This window comes from Epilithonimonas sp. (genome assembly GCF_036780765.1).
Lineage (GTDB): Bacteria > Bacteroidota > Bacteroidia > Flavobacteriales > Weeksellaceae > Epilithonimonas.
Map to the genome: position 1 here is coordinate 226,409 of NZ_DAIQCG010000004.1, position 21,824 is coordinate 248,232.

The following is a 21,824-nucleotide window of genomic DNA, read 5'->3' on the forward strand; positions in this document are numbered from 1 at the left end:
TAATAAATTGACATTTAGATGATAGAATCTGGAATACTTATCAGGAGCAGCGCCTTTACACTCAGAGTTATTTGAACTTTTAGTGAATTATAGAATATAACTTCAGATAATAGCGAAAAAGATAAAAATAATGAAAGCTTTAAAACTGTTGAAAAGTAAATATTGGTCATTGCTTTAAATCTGCTATGTTCTAAAACAATAAAGTAAAACCCACTTTTCGTTCTGAAAGTAGGTTTGATTATTTAATTTGGAATTTATTGATCTTAAGAAAATTCAAAAGCTGTAGTATAGTCATCTTTCAAAATGATGAACGCTTCAAACTTTTTACCGTTTTTACTTTTCAAGTTTTTGATGAGCGGTGTTTTTTCGGTTGTTATGAGGGAAGTGATCTGATCGATGCTAAGCTGTATGCCGCATATCATTCTGAATAAAATCCATTGGCATTGTTCATCCGGGCATTTGACGATCTTTTCTTTGATGGTGAGGTTATGCTGTTGGCATTTGGGGCATTTAAGTTCAGGTATGTTTTTTTGGGGAATGTTGAGTGAAAGAATTTCTTGGGTGATTTCCGTCGTGTAGTTTTTGATGTCGCTGATGAACTGGATTGCATTGAGTTCTCTGTTTTCAATCTGATGGAGTGCCATCTCCCACTCTGCGGTCATCCGGACATTGGCTATTTTTTGGTCTTTGATAAGATCATAAACCTTTCCGCCTTTGTCGGTTGGGATCAGTGTTTTGCTTTTTCTGGTAACGTAATTTCTTGTGATCAAGGTTTCAATGATGGAGGCTCGTGTAGCGGGAGTACCGATACCAATGTTTGATAAAACTATTTGCTGTTCTTTGTCTTCGATTTGTCTGCCTGCATTTTCCATAGCAGATAAAAGGTCAGCTTCGGTGTAGAGTTTTGGAGGGCTGGTCAGTTTTTCATTTAGTTCTGTGGATGAGATTTTAAGCTCATCGCCTTTTTTAAATTCCGGAAGTTCAATGAGTTGGGGTTCTGGTGTTTCGTTATTATTGCTATTATTATTGCTGTTATTATCTTGGTCTGGGCTCGCTTCATCAGTCAATAGGCCTCTGATGGCTCGCCAGCCTTTGTGCAGTAGCTTGGAGCCTCGTATTCTGAATTCGTAGTGATGGACTTTGATAATGATGTGGCTGACTTCTTTGGAGCAGTGCTCTGATAATGATTCAAGCAGGCGGTTCACGATTATCTGGTAAATGGCTTTTTCACTAGCTGCCAAAGCGGATGGAATTTTCGTAGTTGGTAAAAGTCCGTGGTGGTCTGTGACCTTGAGATCATTGACAATACGTTTATTGAAGTTGCCGAACTTGAGTGTTGATATCGCTGGCTTAAATGGGTCAGTTTGATTGAGTATTCTTATGAGCTCAGGGACTTCCGGCCAGAGGTCTTCGGGAATATATTTGCTTCCGGTTCGGGGATAGGTAATAAACTTCTTTTCATACAGGCTTTGGGCAGTCTGTAAAACTTCATCGGCTGATAATCCCAGCTTTCGGTTGGCTTCTTTTTGTAGTTCTGTTAAATCAAACAGTAATGGCGATTGTTCTTTAATGATATTGATGGACACATCTTCTACGGTACCTCTACCCTTCCGTTCTATGGTTTTTAAGATCTGCTCTGCGTGTTTTCTGTCTTCCCATTGTTGGTTTGAAAGACTTGTAAAGTTTAAATAATCCTTACGATGCTGTAACTGGATCTGCCAGTATATCTTTTGTTTAAAATTTTTGTTCTCCTGGAATCTTTTGCAGATCAATGCTAATGTTGGGGTCTGAACCCTGCCTAAGGAGTAGACATCGTTGTTCGCTGCAATACTTAATGCCTGGGTAGCATTGATGCCCACCAGCCAGTCGGCTTCACTTCTGGCTTTTGCTGCTTTATAAAGTCCATCGAAATCTGAACCTGGCTTAAGGTTTTTAAAGCCCTGCTGTATGGCTTTTTCGGTCAGTGAACTGATCCAGAGTCTCTCAAATGGTTTTTTGCATTGGAGGTAGTCGTAGAGATAGCGAAAGATCAGCTCGCCTTCCCTTCCTGCATCGGTTGCAGCAATAATGCTCGTGGATTGACTGAACACATTTTTAATGATCTTGAGCTGCTTTAAGGCAGAGGGGTCTGCCTGGTAATTTTTTGATTGGCTCTGTTTTGTCTTTCTTGGAGTGAGGATAAAAGGATTGGGAAAGATAGGCAGAGAGGCTTTGTCAAAGCCTCTGATGCCATAATCTTCCGGCATTCCCAATGATACCAGATGACCTAATGCCCAGGTCACACAGTAGCCGTTTCCTTCAAAGTAGCCGTCTTTTTTGTCGTTGGCATTAAGAATTTGGGCAATTTCTCTGGCAACACTCGGTTTTTCTGCAATGATGGCTTTCATAGGTTTGGATTTGATGGTTGTTGTTATGGTTGATTCATACTCGAAAGATTGAAGATTCTGAGTGGAATGGGGTATCCATTACATTTTTCTTCCTCTTGATCTGGCTGGTTTTTTCTGCTGTTCCTGTTGTTGCTTGTTAACAGGTTCCTGCTGTTTGGATTGAAGCGGTTCTTTGATATTTTTGGTCGCTTCGTTGGTTTTACCATCGGTGTTTACAGCCGTCTGTGTTTTATGGGCTTCTGATGGCTGGGCTTTTTCCCTGAGCTTGTTGGGATTGGTAAATGAGAAGTCGGTCTTCGCAGTCTCTTTGTTAAAAGTTATGTAGCCCTGATATTCTTTGCCTTTGCTGTCAACAAGACCGCTGATATAGACCGTCTCCCCTGCCTTGAATTTTTCATACTGTTTGTCATCCAGTTCTTTATCCCTGAAAACTCTAGGAGGTTCGCTGTTTTTATTTTGATTTTGGTTTTGCGGATTGCTTTCTTTTTGAGACTGGCTATGCTGCTGCTTTTGATTGTTGTCGAATATGAATTCAACATAACGCTTATCGGCATTGAATTGCACAGTAGCATCGAAGGTAGTGCCTTTGGTAGAAGTCATGCCTTCGAGATAGAGTGGCTTGCCTTCTAAAAGGGTCTGTTTCTGGTGCTCGTCCAATTTGATTCCTTTGATCTCGTCTGGAATCTTCATATACTCTGCCCTGTAAGCCACCAGTTCATTGGTCAGGCGGTCACGGCTGATAACGGAAGGGATAATTTCATCTGTCTTGGGATTGATCAATTCGACGACTCTTCCCATATTGCCGTTTTCCATCAGGTTCTTCTTGTCCTCTTCACTGAATTCATGACCCAGGAATTTTAGGTTAAGGTTGGGTTCCCTTCGGATGCCGTGAAGCTTAATGCCGATGTCGCCCGTATCCCCTTCCTGTAGGGATATTCGGACATCCATTTTGCTGACGGCAGCGCCAAGGTTAATGGTGATGGGAATTAAAGTATTGGTTTTGTAGCCTCTGAGCAGAGGATCTAGGGCATTCATCTTTTCAAGCTTTTCCTGGGTAAGCCCGAATTTTTCCATTGTTTTCCAGTCGATCTGCTCCGGCTGGAAACGGTATTCCTGGTTGTCTGTGTTGTTTTCCATTGTTTTTTGATTTTTTAATGGGTTGGTATTTTTAGGTAAAATCTCATATTCCTTGAGTTGTTCTTTTTCTTCAGGAGATGCCTGGTCGACATACTGCTGAAGGTCTTTAGCAGTATCGACCGCATCATATTCCGAAACTTTGAAGAAGTTGAAATGCGTCGGGTTTTTAAGCTGTCGGTAAAAGTTGGAAAAGAAGTTGGAGAAGAGATCCCCGTGCTTATCCACCCTGATAAGTTGTTCATTTTCTTTCTTGTTTTCCGGAGGTACTGTTTGTAGCTTGCCTTCATTATCAATTCCCTTCACCATCTCTATCGTATTGTTATGGATGTTCAGGACCAAAAGCGTATCCGTTGCCGGCTTGATTTCATTGGTGTTGCTGGGCTGGTTATCTTCCATCACTCAATATTTTATCATTTTTATGGACGGAAGATAGTGGAAGCCCGCCCGGAAATTTCAATTGGGAATCTTTCCGAATGATTTGGCTGTGTTTGACTTTATGTGATCTTTGAATTCAGGCTGTTCCTGATGAGCTGGTGCACATCGGAAAGTTTGTAGTAGAGCTTTCCGCTTATGCTATAGTACGGCAGCCTTTTATTGGTGCGGTAACGCTGCAAAGATCTTGAGCTGATTTTAAGCAGTTGTAAAACATCTTGGTTATCCAACAACTGCTCACCATCAACTTCTATAAATTGGGAGCGTTGGTTTGACACCTGTTCTTTGAGAATGTCAAATCGCTCTATGATTCGTTCCATCCAGACTATAAATTCTGTTCTTTCGATATTCATTGTAGTAATTGTTTGATGTTAATATTTTGAACAGTTGATCAACTTTTAATGAGGTAAAATTGAGCATTGAACAGCAAATAAAATCACTACTTCTTCGGAGTACCGATAAGATTTTTTAAATTCAAAAAAATATTGTTGTTAAAGATCGAGCACTGATCAGTATTAAAATAAGTTTTTAGAAGGACAAAAATTTAATGATTTCTACTTCTTAAAAACTTTCATGGAGATAGAAAAGTTTTTTATGAATAATTAAAGTCAAGTATAATTTTTTTAAGAATACTTGAGTAAAATTAATATTTTTAATCGAAATAAAATATTAATGATTTAAGCCAAATTGGTAAGGTTAATTATATAAAGTAATAAAAATTAATTTATTTCTCTTTAAAAAGTAATAAATGAATCAACAACCGAACAACTTATGGAATAATTTATTAGCATTTCCCAAAAGTCTTTTATACCTTTTATTCAAAGTTTTGTGATCTTTTATAAGGAATCTGCAGTCATTCCGTTCAAAAGACTACGGTGACAGAGGAAATAATCAAAATGCTTTTCGTAAGATCTACTCAGAAATTCATTTATCAAAATTCAAAAAACTGATTTTCAATGATGGCAAATCGAAATGTGGGGCTACATGTTCGAGAGTATTATGAGACAATAATATAGACTGCTGTTTCAAAATGGAAAAATTTTCGTATTTCTTTATGATATCGAAAATGTAGCAAAATCACATATCACTTCTGGAAATCTCTTTATATAACTCTTCATGAATTATTATCCATTCGTTTTTTTTAATTGGGAACAAAACCGAGACAGACCGAATTCATACAAAATCATTTTCCTATAGGTTTAGGATCATCATCAAAAATATGCCCAAGAGGAGATTCACATCGGCCACATACAAACTTTACTTCTCTCGATATTGTGAGACATGTCTTTTTTATATGTAACACCGTTTTAACGTAGAGGCTGATGAAAAGATGTTCATCCACGGGTGGTTTTGAACTGCATAAAAATATAGATTTTTCGCATACTGCTCAGTAGTAATACCTTTTTCTTCAAATGGGGGAAATTTGCCAGGGGACACTGTCTCGGTACCGGCCTCTTTTACTACTTGATAAAGCTTAGTCTCCTATATTTTTTTGCACTCTGCATTGCTTACTATTAAAGATTGCGTTCCTGTTATAGAATAGTATGGATTTTTAGACATTAAATTAGATTGTGATAAATGTCGTCGTCCGAAAATTAATAACGGGCCAATTACAAGATTTTAAATTTTTCATATCTGTGATTTTATGTGAAACGTATTATCATTTACGATATAAAAGATTTTTTGAATTGTTTTTATACAACCATATTTGAATGTTCTAAATCACAAATATTAAGATTAAATATTGTCTTATTTAATTTTGAATAATAAGAAAATTTATAGAAATGAAAAAACTGGAGATTATTAAATCGCCAGTTTTTTGTAATTTAATTATTTGTTATTTCCAAGGGTCTAAAACAACTTTGACACAATTATCTTCTTTCTTTTGAAATATTTCATAACCTTTTGCCACTTCGTCCAGAGACAATCTGTGTGTAATGATATCATCTAATCTTACTTGACCAGTTTCTACATATTTTAGCAATTTGTCAACAATGGCGTGGACTGGAGACTGCCCTGCTTTCAACGTAATTCCTTTGTCAAAAATTTGACCGACTTTAAAATTATCATAATTAACTGGATAAACGCCCAGAACTGAAACTATTCCTCCACGGCGAACACTACTCATACAGGCTTCTAAAACTTTAATAGAGCCTTTCTCAAAATTCAGAACAGCTTTAGCTTTATCCAATAAATTTCTTTCAGGTTCAAATCCAACAGCATCGATACAAAGATCGGCACCTCTGCCTTCTGTCATATCTCTAATCTGCTCCACAGTCTGTTCTGCATCCTGCCAAAGAATGGTTTCGCAGCCTGTCAGTTTTTTAATTTGATCCAATCTATATTGCAATGTATCGATGACAATTACTTTTCCTGCATTATGAAGAATAGCACTCTTTACCGCCATAGAACCTACTGGACCTGCACCGAAAATTGCAACAGACTCACCACCTTTCAATTCGCCCCACATTACACCCGTGTAGCCCGTTGGGAAAATATCAGTCAGGAAAAGAACTTGTTCATCTGTCAGAATATCTGGTACTTTTCTAGGACCGAAATTAGCATAAGGCACGCGGACATACTGCGCCTGTCCTCCGTTATAACCGCCATACAAATCGGTGTAGCCAAACATTCCTCCTCCTTTTTCGGTTAAGATTCCGCCTTCGGGACCATAGTGATCCGGATTGCTGTTTTCGCAAGCTCCTGGTAAATCGTGCTCGCAGAAGAAACATCCCCCACAGGCAATCGGGAAAGGCACAACTACTCTATCCCCTATCTGGAGATGGGAAATATTAGCTCCAACCTCTTCCACGATTCCCATAAACTCGTGTCCCATTACCATTGGTTTTAGCTGAGGCATCCCTCCGGAATACATATGGAGGTCACTTCCGCAAATGGCGGTTGAAGTCACTTTCAGAATAATATCATTTTGATCTTCTATGATTGGATCTTCTACTGTGTCACAGGTAATTTTACCCGGTGCGTGAAAAACTGCTGCTTTCATAACTTTAATATTTTTTGATGATTTGATTTCATTTTAGGCTGGATTATTCCTTTCAAGTTCCAATTCCCAAACACGGTGATTTGCAACAGCTTTGATGAATAATTCATCTGCATTTTTAATTTCTGAATTGACAATCCCAGGATCGCTGTGGGTTTTTGTTGCCACGTGACTCGCTTTGTAAATGGCTTCTGTTTCTTTACCAAAATAGATGGATTTGCAATGCTTATATGCCTCATTCACAAAATGAATTGTTCCTGGTTTATTTTCGACATTCATAAGAATATCGACAGAATCTTTTCCGCTGCACAGATACAAAGCATCAAAACATACACTTGCTGTACTGGTTAAAGAATGTTTTGGAATGAAAACGGTTCCGTCATCAGCAGTAACTTGTGCAAGGCTTCCAGCGATGATCTGTACCTCTGCGCCTTTCTTTTCCAATTTTGATTTTAACATCTGAACATCGGTTGCATTCACGCCATCTTCCATTATAAAACCAATCACTCTGCTTTCTATGGAATCTTTTGCTGTATTTTTCATACTCAAAGCTTCCGATTCAGCTATGCTTGGTTCAGTTTCTTCACTTTGTAAGCTTTTGGGGTCAGCATCTGCAGGAATACTGCCGTTGGGCTGTTTCAGTTTCACCACATCTACTCCAACTTTATTTGCAACAACTGAAGCCAAATCTTTGTTGATGAATGATAACTGTCCCACCAATCTTTCTCTGATCTCAGGAATGGTCACTTTTGACAATTCGAAAATCAATGCTTTTTGCAAGTGTGTTTTTTCTGGCTCAGATTGACTGTTGTAGAATAATTTGGCTTGAGAATAATGATCAACGAAACTTTGGCTTCTTGCACGAACTTTGGTTCCGTCCACTCGTTCTGAATGAGATGTGAATCCGCCATCTTTCATCATAGCTTGGAAAGGACATCCGCCACCAATAGAATTGGGTTCATAACTGACTTTTCCTTTGACGATTTGTTGACGCATATGTCCATCTCGTTGATTGTTGTGAACAGTATTGATTGATTTATTGATTGGAATTTCGTGGAAATTGGGAGATCCTAACCTCGATAGTTGAGTATCGGTATAAGAAAATAATCTACCTTGTAATAGTGGATCATTACTGAAATCGATACCCGGAACCAAATGTCCTGGATGGAAAGCAATCTGCTCGGTTTCCGCAAAGAAATTATCCGGATTTCTATTTAAAGTTAACGTTCCGATGATCTGAACCGGAACCAACTCTTCAGGAACCAATTTCGTTGGATCCAGAAGATCAAAATCAAAGTCATTTTCGTTTTCTTCAGGAATCAACTGAACACCAAATTCCCATTCTGGGAAAGCTCCATTTTCGATGGCTTCCCATAAATCTCTTCTATGAAAATCCGGGTCTTTTCCTGAGATCTTTGTTGCCTCGTCCCAGGCTACGGAATGAACGCCCAACTTCGGTTTGAAATGGAATTTAACGAAATGAACATCACCTTCATTATTAATGAATTTGAAAGAATGAACCCCAAAACCTTCCATCATTCTATAACTTCTTGGAATGGCTCTGTCACTCATCAACCACATAATCATATGCATACTTTCAGGCATTAATGAAATAAAGTCCCAAAATGTATCATGCGCAGAAGCTGCTTGTGGAATCTCATTATCCGGTTCAGGTTTTACAGCGTGTACGAGATCAGGAAACTTCATCGCGTCCTGAATGAAAAATACGGGCATATTATTCCCTACCAAATCATAATTACCTTCATCGGTATAGAACTTAACTGCAAATCCTCTAACATCTCTAGCCAAATCGGTGCTTCCACGGCTTCCTGCAACTGTAGAAAATCTTACGAAAACGGGAACATCTTTTCCTACTTCTGTCAGAAATTTTGCTTTAGTATATTTTTCCAGACTTTGCGTCAATGTGAAAACGCCGTGTGCACCGGAACCTCTTGCATGAACAATTCGTTCAGGAATCCTTTCGTGGTCGAAATGGGTGATCTTTTCTCTAAGGATAAAATCTTCAAGTAAACTTGATCCTCTTTCTCCAGATTTCAGAGAATCTTGATTATTATTAATTTTTACCCCTTGATTGGTTGATAGTGTCTGATCAAAATTGTCAGTTGTATGATCCTGAATTTGTTGGACCTTAGAATTTTTAGTTAAATGTTTTTTTTTCATTAGTAAGAATATTTGTATCTTAAATTACAAAATCCATTCCACTAAAATAACTATCAATTATTTACGAATATACCAAAAAATTCCTCATTATCAACATAATAAAGTTTTGACGAAATATGAAGAATTACGATTTAAGGCTTGCAAACCAAATCTGCTTTTAAGAACATTCATTAATTTGGAATATTTGTGGAAATAGGATCTTTCTTTTTAAAGAAAAACCTATTGAATGTGTAGAATTTGCACCTTTTGTCGAGAGAGCTTCTATAGTATAAGATGACTTGCCCCTATTAAAACTGAAAAACACTCCAATTGTAACTTCTAAAATTAAATTTCATATAATAATTTATTTTTGTTAATCCAAAGTTAAACAGGACATTGACATATTTTAAAGTCACTCCTTGCAAATCCCTGAATTGGAGGGATTCGCATTAATCATTGTAAGACTAATTTAGGTTTTTGTATTATTTAAATTAATAAGTTTGAGCAGAAGTTTACTGATGGTAGAAGATATTTAGTCTATAGCCAAAGAAAAAAATTGCCCGACTAGTTCAAAGTGATTCTTTAGTAGTCCGAACTAAAATTATCTTATCGACTTACTAATAACGGAAGAAGTCGTATTAATGTTGATTATTGATTTTTAAGGGCTTTGCGATAGAGAAGAAATCATTGGCGCGATACAATGAATTCTGGTGGCCAAAAAGCAAGAGTTTAAGCTGGTGTGCTTTGTAATGATTTAACCCAATAATTTCTTCGATTTTAAACTCTTTAAGTCCTAATAGATATCGTATAAATAATCAACCTATTTGTTTAATGAGCTCACCAATTTTTTTAATTTAGGATATATATTAGCACATAATTTGATAAAATTTACTTACACTAAAAATAAACATATTATGCAATTTATAGATTTTACAAAGGATTCTTTTACAAGACCTGATAATTCCAATAAGTTTTTACTAGAAATACCACGAGATGATATAGGATTTGTGGAAATCGATATCCACGAAAAAAAAGATAGTGACACCTATGAAGAAATTGATTATGAAATCATCGATGATATTGACAAAATAACAATATTGATGAGGCATCCAAAAAATATTAGAGTCAACTTTTAAAGAAATTTCTAGAGGGTTTTACTTCAGATATTTTTTTTCATGTGAATTAAAAATTACAATACCCAACGAATACCAATAATATAAAATGATTTAAATATTCCATTTCATTTTATAAATCTGAAGTTTGCATTTATGAGGTTCTAAATATATTGCGAATCAGGTTATAAATATTTTTTGAGTCAGATTTTCAAATTAATGAATTTTTGAAACTCATAAGGCATCATTCTTGTAAAATTACAGCATCACCAAATAATTTTTTAATTATGAATAATGACAAAACAATTTCCGTCCTAAACGATTTACTTAATATTACGAATGATAGGATAGCTGGCTTTGCCAAAGTAGCTGATAAGGTATGGCAGAATTATGCAGATCTTAGACCCGCATACGACGATATGGTAGCTGAAGCCTGGGATATGAAGGATGAACTGATTGATCTTATTAAGCGCAAGGGCGGTCATCCAGATAATGAGACTAGTATTTCCGGAGCATTTCACCGGGCTTGGATTGATGTAAAAAACACTTTTGCTTCTGATAAGGTGGAATCCACACTTGAAAACGTAGTTTTTGGAGAAAAAGCAGCTATAAATGCGTTTCAGAATGCACTTAACAGTGGTGAGCTGTGCCGAGAAAGTGAAGCTTTGGTGAGTAAACAACTGCAACAACTTAGTATTTCCTACAATAAATTTAAAGTACTTGAAAAGCTTAGTTGATGAACTAATATAATTTATGCCAAAACAAAGGGAGATAAAATTTACTATGATTTTATCTCTCTTTTTACTTTTAATTAAATGGAGTTATGGATGAAGTCTTTCCCGTCTGGTAAATATATTTAAGCCTCAGTGTAATTTATTTTTCTTGTCTATAATACATTGCGCAAAAGTTGGTATAGTCAAATTGATGACGTCACTGTAAAATCGTCAAACCTCCAAATCCCTACCCTTCAGCGCAAAAAAAATATTTAGTAATTCTTGTATATACCGGATCGGTTTTTGCACCCGCTAATAATTGATTACACCAACGCACAATATAAGATTTGTTTCTTTATGCTAAAACAGAAAAATTGTAAATATCGTCATAATAATGACCTAGTGCTCTTGGAAAAAACTGATCTCAACCCTTTATAATATTTTGCATAATGTCAATATTGACCTCTGTTATATTTCCATCCCTGTCGGAGTTAAAATATATTCTGCAAAGTATTCCTGTGCATCCGCTGCTTTCGTCAATGGATGTAAATCAATCTTGTCACTATGACATTCTTATAAAGAATACTATAATAGGCGAAAATTTGATTATCAAATTCTTCTTTTGAAGAAAAACATCCTGTTATTGCAATGGACCAATCTGATCTAAATTGTTTGGCAACCTCTATGGATAGAAATTCTGCACCGGTTCTGCTTTCAAGTATCTGCCTGAATTCATCTGCAAATTCAGCCAATTTATTTGAGGATGGTTAAAAATTGTTAAGCACCCGTTATAAATATTCTGAGCAACCGGCATTTGAGAAAATGCTAGTTGTAAGGTACCGGATGTTTCATGCTCAGAAATAGATATGGTTTCTCCTTTGCGAAGTAAATGATGGCTGATGCGCTCTAGCAAGATAGTTCAAAAATTCATAGATATATAATTGCAGTTTGATTGGTCTAGACTAACCAAACCTTCTGCCAGAAGGTTTTAACCATCCTTTTTGTGATAAAAAAAACGCAAACACTTTTTCTTATATAAAGCCGTTCAACTTGTGACTTATAAAGCAATAAATAGCGATTTTATAATTTTTTCTCCTCTACAGCTGCCCTGATATTAAAGGCAGTTCAATCCAGAATATACTACCCCTATCAATTTCACTTTCTACCCAAATACGACCGTTATGCTGATCTATAATTTGTTTACATAAGTATAAACCTAAACCCAAACCGCCAGCTTTAGACTGATTAACCTGATAAAATCTTGAGAATATGTCATCGAAGTGATCGACTTTTATGCCCATACCGTAATCCTGCACACTGATCGTTAGATGCTCTATCCCAACTTTCAAAGTAACATTAACCTGGTTGTTTACTCCTGAATATCTAATGGCATTCGTTAAAAGATTAGTGATGACTTGTTCTAGTTTATAATGGTCACCTTCAATGAACGTAGAATGGAAGTCATAATCAAATGTGATATTGAAATATTCATGGGCTTGACCTACCGTTTCTATGGTATCCTGAATCAATTTACAGATGTCGAATCTTTCATTTCGAAGAATTAGTTTTCCAGCCTCGATTTTTGAAACGTCTAATAAATCTGATATCAAATGATTAATTTTCTTTGACTGCGTTAATGCTTTCTGCAAAAATACCAGAACTTTTTCATCTTTTATATGCCTCAGCAATATCTGGAGATAGGCATCCATACTGGTCAGAGGAGTTCTAAGTTCGTGGCTCGCTAAGGCTATGAATTCATCTTTGCGTAGATTCAGCTCTTTTAACCTTTCTAATAGTTCAGCTTTTTCCTGCTGTGCAATGTGACGGTCATTGATATCGCGTGCAATTTTTGATGCACCGATTATCCTGCCTTCTTTATCAACGACTGGTGATACAGTTACTGAAATTGGAAGCAGCTGGCCATCCTTTTTTTTACGGATGGTTTCAAAGTGATCCACTTTTTTACCTGACTTGATTTGCCCTATAATGTAATCTTCCTCATTTAATCTATCTTCTGGAATAATAAGAGATATATGCTTACCCACAGCTTCAGTTTGCAAATAACCAAACATTTTTTCTGCTGCTGGATTCCAACTGGTTATGATGCCATCCAGCGTTTTGCTAACAATGGCGTCATCACTAGACAGGATAATCGAATGCAATAAGGCTAGATTATTTTCGAGATGGTTACACATATCTATTTTGGTAATTGTATTTTTTTATTGTTGAAAAATTATTTACTGAAAATTTACTCCAATAACACATCAATCTCATTTTCAAAAGGACGAAGGGAGACTGATGACTGTTCTTATAATTCCTTGAAATTTAAGATTACAAAAATGACTATTTTTTTCCATATCATTTTATGATTTATGTACAATTTTTTTAAAAAAATAAATAACCTCTTAATTTCTGCAAATCACAAAAATATTCCATTCATTGAGTTGAAATATTATCTCAATGATAAAAAAAAAGACTGCCATAATATATGACAGTCCCAATTTAGAAGTATTATTTTTATTTTGCTTTAAAATACACTCTTCTATTAGCTTTATTTTTCCACTCCGGGCATTTTGAAGCGGGATCGCACTCTGGATATTTTAGATCCAATTTACCATTTCCTTTAGCTTGCAATTTAGCAGAGTTAGCGCCATTGGAAATTAAAAATTGTTTAACATTATTAGCTCTTCTCTCAGATAGATTTTGGTTGTAACTTTCAGAGCCTCTCGTATCAGTTGCACCAATTACCTCATATGAACCATTATTAGAATTGATATAGCTAATTGCGCTGTTCAAGATCGGCGTATTATTAGGTTTAATTCTGTCAGAGTTAAGATCAAATTCAATACCGTTCATAACTGTTTCATCTGCTGACACTACACCGTTTCCAGTATTGTTAATTGGACAACCATTATTCTCCACAGATCCAGGTACTGTTACACATTTGTCATATAGGTCTATAATACCATCCATATCGACGTCCAGAGCAACACCAGCACCGTCTACTCTAGCGCCTGCAGGCGTGTCTAATTGTCTATCCCAATCATCGCAAACACCGTCGTTATCTGCATCTCCAGCCTTACATAACTGAATATTGTCTACTTTAGTCTCAAGCTCTTCGATTTTATTGTAAATATCTTTCAAAGGATCTACCCACATTACACTGCTGGTATTCTTTCCAAGATGAACAGTCAGACCCAATGTTCCGTTGAAAAAGTTATCGGAAGTTTTAGCACTAATTCTGTTAACAGCACTGTACTGATCGCTGCCACCGCCATCAAACGCATCGTCCCCGGTTACCACATACATCAGTCTTCCTTCGATATCTACTCTATTGCTGATTTTATATTTTAAGCCAGCTCCAGCCTGCCCAAACAATGAGTTAAATTTGAATGGTTTATTTTCCGTCATCAGTCTTTGACCAAATTCATCCTTTTGATAAGCGCGGTAAGCTAGAACTCCCACACCCGCATAACCATGAATCGCCCATCTAAAGTCTGATTTTCTGTCAACTCTTCTTAATAAGTTAGATAAATTGATATCACCTAATAGGGAAATTGCATCGTACTGTGTTCTTCCTGCCACTTGCAAATTTGTAGCTGCATTAGCCGGCGCTGCATCCTTGGTGTTAAAATAACCTTGTCTTGTTTCACCACGGTCATACTGCAATTTAAGTCCAAATGCATGAGACAAAGCTTTGTCAATACTGAAATAAGCAGAATAGCCTACAAGTGTATTACCATTTTGAATTGATTTTAAATCTGCATTTTGCATTAATGGAACACCTCCTCCAAAAGATAGAGACCAGCTATTATAAGTTGGAGATGGATTTGTTGTTATTGTTGTTGATTCCACAGCACTTGTTGTCTGCATCGTTTCCTGTGAAAACATCATAGCCGGACATACCAAGGCCATGGACAAAATTGTTAATTTTGATTTCATATTTTTTAAATTTACGTTGATTTCTGATTAGATAAGTAAAGCCTGATAGTCTAGAATTAATAGGCTGTTTACATTCTGTGCGGTCTGCAATCCAATTACCATACCAAAAAAGCAGATGATTTGAATATTAAGCTTTTATCTTATGAAGAAAGTTTAAAGCTTAGTTTTGACAAAATTGAGCAGAATGATGTATTGTCAACTTGGTATGATTCATTTGGCAACTATCGTTATTCTAAAGATGTGTGGAAGTTTTTAGAAGTCCCTAAAATGGGTGTATTTAAGGATAGACAATCAATAAAAATTAATGATGAACAAAAAACCCTAAACAGAATATTTGGAATTGGAGATAAAAATGGATGGTATCATGCTAATTTATTATGGAGTCTAAGAGGCAGTATTGACAAACTCTTTGGAGGTGTGGGTTCTAAGAGAGGACGGAAAAATAAAGATAAGCTAAGTGCTTGAGATGCTCTGGATTTTTGGCGTGTGCTATATGCCAGTAGAGAGGAAAAAAATTACTTTTATTTGCTGAAATGAAACTGCCTGGCGAAGCTTGGTTAGAATTTAAAATTGTCGATAATATTTAAATACAGGAAGCTACGTTCCGACCGCTAGGTCTTTGGGGAAGACTTTATTGGTATGCTGTACTTTCATTTCACGGCTACATATTTGAAGGAAGATTAAAAAAATTGGCTGATGAAAATAAATTATTTGTTTTGATGTTGATGATGCTTTTTCCCATTTCATTAATTGGGACAGTACTTTTTGTAGAATCCGAATCTTTTAAAGGATATCTTTTGTCAGCAGTTCTTTCTTAGCTACTGTGGTTTGTTCTACATTCATTACTATTAGCTGGATGTATACTCATTTTTAAACGAAATGATTAATAATTAAAATTATTTCTTTTTTAAGCAACGTATAAAGGTAGAGCTTTAGTAACTTATTAAATAAAAAAGGAGAGAAGCAAATTTGAGCTACTACTCTCCTCTTCCTATTAAAAGGATTTTAAAGTTAGAAAAACATTTCTGTTTGTCTTTTAAAAATCTACTGAACTATGAATTAGATTTCTACTGTAATTACAACAACTTTTTTGCCAAATTAAGCTGCAAAAAAATAAAACATCATTTTTATCAGTGAAGACCTATTGATTAATCAACCTGAATGTGAGATTAATTCGTTCTTTCATTGGAACCGTAGATTTAGCAATTCTATGCTCCCAATGTTCCTGAAGATCACCTTTCATAATCAGCAATGCGCCATGGGGAAGTGGCAAACTGTATCTGCTTTGGTGATGGTCTCTCTTTCTAAAATCAAAATTTCTTGTCTGCCCAAGACTTATTGGAGCAATAACATGTCGTTTTCCATATCTGCTCTCCTTATCTCTGTGCCAGGCAACAGAATCATTATTGTCCCGATATAAATTGAGCAAGACTCCATTAAACTGATATCCAAATTCTTTTTCTACTCTTTCTTTTAGAGCATATAATTCAGGAGTCCATCCATTTCTTTCGGTTGTATTATTTTCTTCTAACTCATAAGATTGGGCATCTCCGTACCATGCGGTCAGGCGCGGAGTTAAGACCGTCTTGTCATACATTTTCTGAGTACGCTGTTCCCAAGGCGTATTCTGAAGCAGATAATCCTTCAACAGATCAGCTTCTTCTCTACTCAAAAAATTTTCTTTGTACTCCAATAAATCTTTTGGAAATTCATAAAATTCTTCTGCATCAAATAAACTTAGCTGACTCATTGTAATTTTCTTTTGAAATATTTACTTTTGTTTTATCCCGTTTCACGGGATTTTTTCATCATTTGTGTTTTTAGCTTCCCTTCGGGGAAGTTTTTTAATAACTCAAATTCAATTTTTATCTCGAATTGTCTCTTTGATCTGTTTGATATCCGTTTTAATCTGGGTGATAAAGTTTTGAATATGATGCTCCGCAAATTCATCAGGTTCATATTCTTTGGTATTAATGCTGCAAGCAAATTCCCAGATTTCTTTAATTTCAGGTAATGGGATTTTATAAGGATCATAAAACTGATTGTCAGCCTTTACCCATATACCATCTGCTTCATGAAACTGAAACCTTTTGTAACTGATGCCATCATTAGCGGTAATGAAAACATAAGTTCTGTCTGTTTTCAGGTCAGAAAGGTTTTCAACATACTTTCCCACAATATAAGTTCCGTTCTTATAAGGTGGCATTGAATCGCCATCCGCTGGAAACGCCCTGAACTTGCCTCCTTTCAAGAAGGGTAAGGATATGATTTCCAGACTTTCTATGTATTCCGGATCTCCATAGCCGTTCAGGTATCCCATTGAAGCCTTTTGTGGAATAATCTCAATTTCATTGTTTCCATCTTGATCTACCCTTATAGGCAAAACAATTCTATTGTCAGGAAGTTCAATCATCTCATCAATAGAAAATTTGCTGACATTGATTGTCAAAAGTAAGTCGATACTGATATTATAATATTTAGAGATTTTGATTAAAATCTCAAGAGGAGGCTCTGCGGCATCATCTTCATACTTACCATATCTGCCTCGGGTAATTAAAAGATCATCAGCAACCTTTTGTTGTGAAAGATTTAGCTTACCTCTTAAATACCGCATGTTTTCTGAAAAAATTGACATTGCTATAATTTATAGCAACAAATATACAAAACTTTGCTACAAAACGTAATAATTTTGTCAAATGGAACGAGCGATTGCACATATGGATTTGGATACATTCTTTGTTTCCTGTGAGAGGTTAAGAGACTCTGTATTGCAGAATCAGCCAATCATCATAGGTGGCGGAGATCGTGGTGTCGTGGCATCCTGCTCGTATGAAGCCAGAAAATTTGGTGTGCGTTCCGCTATGCCAATTCGGATGGCTTTACGTTTGTGCCCAGAAGCCCAGGTCATCAAAGGTGATATGGAATATTACTCCAATATGTCACATATGGTAACAGAAATTATTCAGGAAAAAGTACCTGTCTTAGAGAAAGCTAGTGTAGATGAATTTTATCTAGACCTTTCGGGAATGGATAAATTCTTCGGATGTTATCAGTGGACCACAGAAATTGCTGAAGATGTAACGAAACAATCAGGACTCCCCATCAGTTTTGCTTTGTCAACGAATAAGACAGTCTCTAAAATTGGAACCGGTGAATCAAAACCTACCGGAAGATTTGAAGTGAAGCCTGACTACATTCAACCCTTTTTGAATCCGTTATCAGTTAAGAAGATTCCGATGGTAGGGAACGTCACTTTCGAACTGCTTTCCAGGTTAGGCGTAAGAAAAATTGAAACACTTTCCAAAATGCCTGTTGATGTATTGCAGCAATTGATCGGTAAAAATGGAATTGAACTTTGGAAGAAAGCCAACGGGATTGATAACAATCCCGTCATTCAATATTCAGAACGAAAATCAATTTCGACTGAAACCACTTTTGCTGAAGACACCATCGATGTTCAAAATATCAGGAGCATTCTTTCAGGAATGGTGGAACAACTTTGTTACCAGCTTAGAAATGAAAAATGGCTGACCTCAACGGTATCAGTAAGAATTCGATACGCCAATTTTGATACGGAAACAAAACAATGTAAGATTCCTTATACCTCAGCCGATCATACCTTGCTAAAATATGTTTTAGAGCTGTTTAAAAAAGTTTATACCCGAAGGATGAGAATTCGCCTGATTGGGGTCAAATTTACAGGTCTTGTTCACGGTAATCATCAGATGGATCTTTTTGAAGATACAGAAGAATTGATATCACTCTATAATGCGCTTGATAAAATCAAAAACCGGTTCGGAACAAAAAGTGTGGGAAGAGCTTCAGGTTTTTTAAATTAATAAATTGTTTTTTATGTTTCTTAACTGCCATACTTATCATAGCTTACGTTATGGAACTATTTCTGTTGAAGATTTGGTTCAGCTGGCTGTGGACTATAAGCTAAAAGTTCTGGCGTTGACCGATATTAATACGGTGACAGGAATTTATCAGTTTTATAAATTGTGTCAGGAAAATGATATCAAACCAATTGTTGGCGTTGATGTCCGTGTTGAAAATATACAGTATTATATCTGCTTAGCGAAGAACCCTAAAGGTATCGCAGAGGTTAATAAACTGCTGACTGATTATAATTGTGAGGGTATAAAAATGCCCAAAGTGAATCCTCCAATAGACAATTGTTTTGTGATCTATACTTTACAGAATAGACCGGAAATCTTATTGGAACACGAATTTATTGGGATCCGACAGGAAGAACTCAATCTATTGATTAATCCTGAACTCAAATCCTTAATATCTAAAATGATCATTCTTCATCCGGTAACCTTTAAAAGCGAGGAAGAATATGAGCTTCATAAAGTATTACGAGCGATTGACAGTAATACTATTTTTACCAAACTGAATGAACAAGATTATTGCAGAAAAAATGAGTCATTTGTCGGTAAGAAAAAACTGTTGAATCAATTCGAACATTACCCTGAAATCATTGAGAATACCAAGTATATAGTAAATGAGTGCAGTTTTGATTTTGAATTTAAAACTCCAAAGAATAAAAAACATTATACCGACAGCAAGGAAAATGATTTTAGATTGTTATCACGGCTTGCCTATGAAGGTTTAGTTCGCAGATATCCTGATAATAACAAACAAGCTGTTGAAAGAGTTGAAAAAGAACTGACGGTGATCGATCAACTGAACTTTTGCGGTTATTTTTTAATCACTTGGGATATTATTCAATATAGTAAAAGTGTGGGCTTTATGCACGTGGGCAGAGGAAGCGGAGCGAACAGCATTATTGCTTATTGTATGGGGATTACTAATATATGCCCATTAGAATTGGACTTGTATTTTGAGCGTTTTCTCAATCTTAACCGTAAGTCTCCTCCCGATTTTGACATTGACTGGAGCTGGAAAAATAGAGATACTATTTTAAAATATATTTTCAAAAAATATGGTAAGGATCACGTAGCCTTTTGTGGAACGAATGTGGAGTTCAAAAAGAGATCAAGATTCAGAGAATTGGGAAAAGTATTTGGATTACCGAAAGATGAATTAGATCTGCTCTCCAAAAAACCGAAAGATCAGCACGACCAGAATTCTGTAGTGCAGCAGATTTATAAATATGAACAGCTATTGGTAGGTTTTCCAAATCAAAGAAGTATGCACTCTTGTGGTATTCTGATTTCTGAAGAACCAATTACTAATTATTCAGCCTTAGAGTTTCCTCCAAAAGAATTCCCCATTGTACAGTTTGATATGCATACGGCAGAAGATATCGGTTTGGAAAAATTTGATATTTTATCACAAAGAGGATTGGGCACCATTAAAGATACAGTTAACCTGATTGAAGAGAAAAGAGGAATTGTCATAGATATTGAGGATACCAGCATTTCTAAAGATGAAACCCTGTGCAATGAGATGCTGAGTATTGGAAAGACTATAGGCTGTTTTTATATTGAATCGCCAGCTATGCGTGGACTTTTGAGAAGACTTAAATGTGACAATTACAAAGTTTTGGTTGCTGCATCATCTATTATTCGTCCTGGGGTGGCTCAAAGCGGTATGATGCGGGAGTATATATTCCGTCATAACCATCCCGGTCAGTTTGAATATTTTCACCATGTATTTGAAAAAGAACTGGGTGAAACCTATGGGATTATGGTTTATCAGGAAGATGTGATTAAAATTGCCATGCACTTTGGCGGTGTTTCTGCTGCTAATGGTGATGTACTACGGAGAGCAATGAGTGGTAAAGGACGCTCTCTTTCTGCTTTACAACAATTACAAGATGATTTCTTTGAGTCTTGCAAAAGAAAAGGACATCCGGAGCAATTATCACAAGAAGTCTATCGACAGATTGAATCTTTTGCCGGCTATTCATTTTGTAAAGCACATTCCGCATCTTATGCAGTAGAAAGTTATCAGAGTCTGTATCTCAAAGCCTACTACCCCATTGAATTTATGGTATCCGCTATTAATAATGGCGGAGGGTTTTATCGTACTGAAGTGTATGTCCACGAAGCTAAAATGGCCGGAGCTGTGATTTATAATCCTTGTGTCAACCTGAGTGAATATCATACAACAGTTTATGGAACTGATGTCTATTTGGGATTGATGCATATTGAAAGATTAGAAGCTTCTCTTAAACTTTTTATTCACGAAGAAAGAAAAGAAAACGGCGATTATAAATCATTGGAAGATTTTGTCAAAAGAGTTCAAATTGGTATTGAAACCCTGCAAATCTTGATTTTTGTTGGTGCTTTCAGATTCACAGGAAAGCAGAAACATGAACTCTTGATTGAAGCAAGATTTCTTTTATCAAAGAATCAATATAAAACTAAGAGTATATCCCTATTTGAAGAACCCCAAAAAGATTATGAACTGCCTGTTATTGATAGAAATCCTTTTGAAGATGCCTTTGATGAAATTGAAATATTGGGATTCCCTGTCTCCTATTCTATTTTTGATTTATTAAAGACTAAATACAGAGGCGATGTGTTGGTTAAGGATCTTCTGAAATACCATAAGAAGCAGGTAAAAATGCTGGCCTATTTAATTTCCAGAAAACACGTGCCTATCAAAATGAAAAATCATCCCGGTAAAAAGGATGATATGTATTTTGGAACTTGGATTGATGCAGAAGGTGAATATTTTGACACCGCTCATTTTCCGGACAGTCTAAAACAATTTCCTTTCAAGGAAGGGGGCATCTACCTTTTATTGGGAACCGTAGAAGTGGATTATCACTTCCCCACCATTACCATTACCAAGATGGCTAAGATGCCTCTCATTGCGGATCCAAGATACTCTATGGACGAGGAAAAATCGAAAGAAATGGAACGAAGTCTCCGTGAGGATGTTAGCATAACTTTCAGACAACCTTATCCCCAGGAGTATGAGATTGGACTTCCAAGACAACAAATGAAGATATAAGAACAATGAT

General features: G+C 36.1%; 15 protein-coding genes. 6 read left to right on the top strand and 9 right to left on the bottom strand.

Annotated features, from left to right (window positions below):
* Positions 1-263: 263 nt before the first annotated feature.
* From V7P73_RS09540 to V7P73_RS09560, 5 genes are all read right to left on the bottom strand, one after another.
* Positions 264-2,387 carry a type IA DNA topoisomerase gene (locus tag V7P73_RS09540; RefSeq protein WP_333853023.1) on the bottom strand — a complete coding sequence of 708 codons (2,124 nt, stop codon included), beginning with the start codon at positions 2,385-2,387 and terminating at the stop codon, positions 264-266.
* Between the two features lie 78 nt (positions 2,388-2,465).
* On the bottom strand, positions 2,466-3,920 hold the full coding sequence (locus tag V7P73_RS09545; protein ID WP_333853025.1) for a DUF3945 domain-containing protein: 1,455 nt from the start codon (positions 3,918-3,920) through the stop codon (positions 2,466-2,468).
* 98 nt (positions 3,921-4,018) lie between these two features.
* Entirely contained in the window at positions 4,019-4,309 is a 291-nt protein-coding gene (locus V7P73_RS09550) for a helix-turn-helix domain-containing protein (protein WP_313101718.1), read from the bottom strand.
* A 1,484-nt stretch (positions 4,310-5,793) separates the two neighbouring features.
* Positions 5,794-6,960 carry a zinc-dependent alcohol dehydrogenase gene (locus V7P73_RS09555; RefSeq protein WP_333853028.1) on the bottom strand — a complete coding sequence of 389 codons (1,167 nt, stop codon included), beginning with the start codon at positions 6,958-6,960 and terminating at the stop codon, positions 5,794-5,796.
* Positions 6,961-6,993: 33 nt separating this feature from the next.
* On the bottom strand, positions 6,994-9,138 hold the full coding sequence (locus tag V7P73_RS09560) for a catalase (RefSeq protein WP_333853029.1): 2,145 nt from the start codon (positions 9,136-9,138) through the stop codon (positions 6,994-6,996).
* A gap of 893 nt (positions 9,139-10,031) precedes the next feature.
* On the opposite strand from V7P73_RS09560, the gene V7P73_RS09565 reads away from it, so the two are divergent.
* Positions 10,032-10,253, top strand: coding sequence for a hypothetical protein (locus tag V7P73_RS09565; RefSeq protein ID WP_333853031.1), 222 nt, complete (start codon positions 10,032-10,034; stop codon positions 10,251-10,253).
* Between the two features lie 203 nt (positions 10,254-10,456).
* Complete coding sequence (locus V7P73_RS09570; RefSeq protein ID WP_333853032.1) at positions 10,457-10,966, top strand: ferritin-like domain-containing protein; 510 nt, start codon at positions 10,457-10,459, stop codon at positions 10,964-10,966.
* 1,073 nt (positions 10,967-12,039) lie between these two features.
* Here V7P73_RS09570 and V7P73_RS09575 read toward each other — a convergent pair.
* Both V7P73_RS09575 and V7P73_RS09580 read right to left on the bottom strand, forming a co-directional pair.
* The gene (locus V7P73_RS09575) at positions 12,040-13,137 is read right to left on the bottom strand and encodes a PAS domain-containing sensor histidine kinase (RefSeq protein ID WP_333853034.1); all 1,098 of its coding nucleotides are present in this window, start codon (positions 13,135-13,137) and stop codon (positions 12,040-12,042) included.
* Positions 13,138-13,459: 322 nt separating this feature from the next.
* Positions 13,460-14,884, bottom strand: coding sequence for an OmpA family protein (locus V7P73_RS09580; RefSeq protein ID WP_333853036.1), 1,425 nt, complete (start codon positions 14,882-14,884; stop codon positions 13,460-13,462).
* A 120-nt stretch (positions 14,885-15,004) separates the two neighbouring features.
* Here V7P73_RS09580 and V7P73_RS09585 point away from each other — a divergent pair, with 120 nt between their 5' ends.
* Positions 15,005-15,349, top strand: coding sequence for a DUF2867 domain-containing protein (locus V7P73_RS09585; RefSeq protein WP_333853038.1), 345 nt, complete (start codon positions 15,005-15,007; stop codon positions 15,347-15,349).
* 122 nt (positions 15,350-15,471) lie between these two features.
* Positions 15,472-15,702 carry a DUF2867 domain-containing protein gene (locus V7P73_RS13975; protein WP_442896968.1) on the top strand — a complete coding sequence of 77 codons (231 nt, stop codon included), beginning with the start codon at positions 15,472-15,474 and terminating at the stop codon, positions 15,700-15,702.
* A gap of 323 nt (positions 15,703-16,025) precedes the next feature.
* Here the strand turns inward: V7P73_RS13975 and V7P73_RS09590 are convergent, their stop codons facing one another.
* Both V7P73_RS09590 and V7P73_RS09595 read right to left on the bottom strand, forming a co-directional pair.
* Positions 16,026-16,634 (bottom strand): alpha-ketoglutarate-dependent dioxygenase AlkB family protein, encoded by a 609-nt coding sequence (locus V7P73_RS09590; RefSeq protein ID WP_333853039.1) that lies wholly within the window; start codon positions 16,632-16,634, stop codon positions 16,026-16,028.
* A gap of 108 nt (positions 16,635-16,742) precedes the next feature.
* Positions 16,743-17,519, bottom strand: a complete 777-nt coding sequence (locus tag V7P73_RS09595) for an XRE family transcriptional regulator (RefSeq protein WP_333853040.1) — start codon at positions 17,517-17,519, stop codon at positions 16,743-16,745.
* Between the two features lie 61 nt (positions 17,520-17,580).
* On the opposite strand from V7P73_RS09595, the gene dinB reads away from it, so the two are divergent.
* Positions 17,581-18,723, top strand: coding sequence for a DNA polymerase IV (gene dinB, locus V7P73_RS09600; protein ID WP_333853041.1), 1,143 nt, complete (start codon positions 17,581-17,583; stop codon positions 18,721-18,723).
* A gap of 13 nt (positions 18,724-18,736) precedes the next feature.
* A complete protein-coding gene (locus V7P73_RS09605) occupies positions 18,737-21,814 on the top strand; it encodes a DNA polymerase III subunit alpha (RefSeq protein WP_333853042.1) in 3,078 nt (1,025 codons plus the stop codon).
* Positions 21,815-21,824 lie beyond the last annotated feature (10 nt).